Genomic DNA, 3,508 nt, shown 5'->3' on the forward strand with positions numbered 1-3,508 from the left:
CCTCGACCGGGCGCTGCACCGGCTCGCCTTCCCCGCGGCGCGGCCCGCGACCCGGCGCCTGCCCGCGGCCGACGCGTTGTTCGCCCACGTCGAGACTCCCGCTGTCCCGCAGCACGTGGGCACGGCCCTGGTGTTCGAACCCGGCCCGGCCCTCACGGTCGAGCAGGCTGCCGCCATGCTGGCCACGGTGCCGGGTGCACTCGGCCGGTTCTCCTCGGCGTCCGCGACGCGCGCGGTCCGCTGGTGTGCCGTTCCGGGCCGGAGCGCGTCGGCGCTCGTCGACGCGGTGAGCGTTGCCGACCTGGAGTCCGCAGTGGACACGTTCTTCTCCGTGCCGCTGCAGCCCGCGCACGCCGTCGCCGCCGCGCGACTCGTCACCGGCCTGGCCGACGGGCGCAGCGCGCTGCTCGTCAAGCTGCACCACGCGCTCGCGGACGGCATGACCATGCTGCAGGCGCTGCTGTCCGACACCGACGACGCCGGCCGGTTGTCCTGGGCGAGCCGCCCCGTGTCGCCGATGGGCGACGTGGGCGTGCCGGGCCTGCGGGGCGGCGTCCGCCCCGTCCTCTCGGGACTCGCCCGGCTGGCCGCGGCGGGCCGTGCCCCCGAGGCCGTCACCGACGGGGAGGTCCCCGACGCCCAGCGGCATCACGCGCTCGGTCTCCTTCCCGGGCGAGACGTGCGCTCGGCTGCCCGAGCCGCCGGGGTGAGTGCGGCCGAGTACGTTCTCACCCTGTTCGCGCAGGCGTGGCACGACGTCGGAGCGGCGCGGGGCGACAGGTTCCGGCTCATGGTCCCGTGGTCGGTGCGGGGCACCGACAGCCTGCGGCTGGCGGGAAACCACACGGGCGCCGCGTCCGTCGACCTTCCCGTCGGCCGGCTGGGCCTGACTCACCGCGCCGAGCGCGTCGCCACCGCGTTGCGCTCGCGGACGGAGACGGGAGTGCCGGAGGCCGGAAGCCTCGTGGTGCAGGCGCTCGGTGCCCTGCCTGTCCCGCTGCATCGCGCGCTCGCGCGGCGGATGTACCGGCGCGACTGGTTCAACGCCGTGGGCACGGTGATGCCCGGGCCTCGACGGGAGGTCCGCTGGCACGACGCCGTCATGTCGCAGGCCTACCCCGTGCTGCCGCTCGCGCCCGGCACGGGCCTCGCCTGGGGGGCGCTCACGTGGGGACCGTGGATCACCGTGTGTGTGACCGTGCGCGCCGATTTCGCCCCACTCGCCGACGCGCTCGCCCACCGCATGTCCACCCTCGTCGCCGACTCCGCCGTGCGGGAGACGTCGTGATCACCCCCGGAACGCGCGTGCTGGTCACCGGCGGGTCGTCCGGCATCGGGGCCGCCGCGGTGGAGGCCTTCGCCGCGCGAGGCTGCCACGTCGTCGCCCTCGGCCGCGACCGTGCCGCCCTCGACGACGTGGCACGGCGCACCGGCGCGACGTCCCTGGTGGCCGACCTGACCGACGCGCGCGTGCTCGACACGCTCCCGACGGACGTCGGCGAGCTCGACGTCCTCGTCGCCTCCGCCGGTGTCGGGTGGGCCGGAGACCTCGTCGACATGACGACCGACACGATCGACGACCTCGTGCGGGTCAACGTGTCGGCACCGATCCGGCTCGCGCACGCCGTGCTGCCCGGGATGGTGCGGCGAGGGCGCGGTCGGCTGGTGTTCGTGTCGTCGATCGCCGGGCACATGGCGGTGGAGCAGGAGGTCGTGTACTCGGCCACGAAGGCCGCCCTGAACGTTTTCGCCGCGAGCGTGCGGCACGAGGTGGCGCGCCACGGCGTGGCCGTGTCCGTCGTGTCGCCCGGCGTCGTCGACACGCCCTTCTTCGCCCGGCGGGGCGTCGCCTACACGCGACGGTTTCCCCGCCCCGTGTCCGCCTCGGCGGTGGCCACGGCCATCGTGCGCGCGGTGGACGAAGGTCACGCGGAGCTGTTCGTGCCGCGGTGGCTCCGGTTCCCCGCCCGGCTGCGGGGCCTCGCCCCCGGTCTCACCGACGCCCTGCAGCGCCGGTTCGGTTGACTCAGACGCCGTTCGCGGCGCGCAGGCTCTCCTTCAGCGAGCCCAGGGTGGCGAGCACCGCCGTCGGTTCGTAGCCGCAGTGCGCCATGCAGTTCGCGCACCGCGGGTCCCGGCCACGGCCGTAGGACTCCCAGTCGGTCGTCTCCAGCAGTTCGGCGTAGGTCTGCGCGTACCCGTCGCTCATCAGGTAGCAGGGCTTCTGCCACCCGAACAGCGAGTACGACGGAACACCCCACGCGGTGCAGCCGAAGTCGACCTTGCCCTCCAGGAAGTCGAGGAACAACGGCGAGTGGTTGAGCCGCCAACGCTGGCGGTTACCGCCCGCGAACGCCTTGCGGAACAGCTCGCGGGTCTCGTGCACGCCGAGGAAGTGCTCCTGGTCCGGCGCCTTCTCGTAGGCGTAGGCGGGCGAGACCATCATCTGGTCGACCTCGACCTCGTCGTTGAGGAAGTCGAGCACGTCGATCAGGGTCTGCGGCGTGTCGGTGTTGAACACAGTCGTGTTGGTCGTGACGCGGAAACCGCGGCGTTTCAGCTCGGCGATCGCCTCCACCACCTCGTCGAACACGCCTTCCTTGGCGACGGCGGCGTCGTGGCGTTCCCGCAGTCCGTCCACGTGCACCGCGAACGCGAAGTACCGCGACGGCTTGAGGTCCAACTTGTCGATCTTGCGGCGGACGAGCACGGCGTTGGTGCAGAGGAACACGTACTTCTTGCGCTTCACCAGCTCGTTCACCATCGTGTCGATCTGGGGGTGCATCAGTGGCTCACCACCCGCGATCGACACCATCGGCGCGCCGCACTCCTCGATGGCCGACACCGCCTGCTCCACCGGCATACGCCGTTTCAACTCGTCCGCCGGATGCTGGATCTTGCCGCAGCCCGGGCAGCTGAGGTTGCAGGCGAACAGCGGCTCGAGTTCCACGATGAGCGGGAACTTCGAGCGCCTCTTCAGTTTCTGGCCCAGCAGGTAGCGCGCGATACGCAGACTCTGGTGCAACGGCATGCTCATGGGTGCCGCACCTCCTTCACAACGCTGTCGTTCTTGCCCCGGGCGACGGTCGCCGCCCAGGTCCGCAGCGCGGGGCCGCACGCCCTCAGCGCCGCGAGCGCCGCCACACCTCCCGCGACCGTCGCCGCGCTGAGCAGCGGTCGCTCGGGCGTGTCGACCACGGCACGCAGGACGGCGACCTTTCTGCCGTCGTCCGCCAGGTCCAGCAGCAGACCCGATTCCATGTCGAGCGCCACCGCACTGCGACCACCGCGCACCTCGCGCACGTGGCGCACCATGCGCGGGGACTCGATCAGCGCTCCGGTGTGGACGGCCGTGCGGACCCGGTGGTCGCCGCGGAGCACGGCCGACAACGTTCCCGCCGACGGGCACCGCCACACACGATCCGCCGAACACACCACGTCGGGCACCACGAGATCACCCGGACGCGCGCACTCGGTGAGCGCCGCCGCGACCCCGGCCACGGCCACG

Annotated in this window: 4 protein-coding genes; 2 read left to right on the plus strand and 2 right to left on the minus strand. The window is 72.7% G+C overall.

The genetic code is table 11. The annotated features are described in order from the left end of the window. Both SACAZDRAFT_RS04750 and SACAZDRAFT_RS04755 read left to right on the plus strand, forming a co-directional pair. Window positions 1–1,288 (plus strand): wax ester/triacylglycerol synthase domain-containing protein (locus SACAZDRAFT_RS04750; protein ID WP_005439211.1); only part of this gene is annotated, 1,288 nt, incomplete at its 5' end. Continuing rightward, the gene (locus tag SACAZDRAFT_RS04755; protein WP_005439212.1) at window positions 1,285–2,025 is read left to right on the plus strand and encodes an SDR family NAD(P)-dependent oxidoreductase; all 741 of its coding nucleotides are present in this window, start codon (window positions 1,285–1,287) and stop codon (window positions 2,023–2,025) included. The genes SACAZDRAFT_RS04750 and SACAZDRAFT_RS04755, both read left to right, overlap by 4 nt. Before the next feature lies 1 nt (window position 2,026). Here the strand turns inward: SACAZDRAFT_RS04755 and hpnH are convergent, their stop codons facing one another. Next, on the minus strand, window positions 2,027–3,037 hold the full coding sequence (gene hpnH / locus SACAZDRAFT_RS04760; RefSeq protein WP_005439214.1) for an adenosyl-hopene transferase HpnH: 1,011 nt from the start codon (window positions 3,035–3,037) through the stop codon (window positions 2,027–2,029). Then, window positions 3,034–3,508 (minus strand): nucleoside phosphorylase-I family protein (locus tag SACAZDRAFT_RS04765; protein ID WP_005439216.1); only part of this gene is annotated, 475 nt, incomplete at its 5' end. The genes SACAZDRAFT_RS04765 and hpnH, both read right to left, overlap by 4 nt.

Source organism: Saccharomonospora azurea NA-128, from assembly GCF_000231055.2.
In the GTDB taxonomy this organism is placed as follows: domain Bacteria; phylum Actinomycetota; class Actinomycetes; order Mycobacteriales; family Pseudonocardiaceae; genus Saccharomonospora; species Saccharomonospora azurea.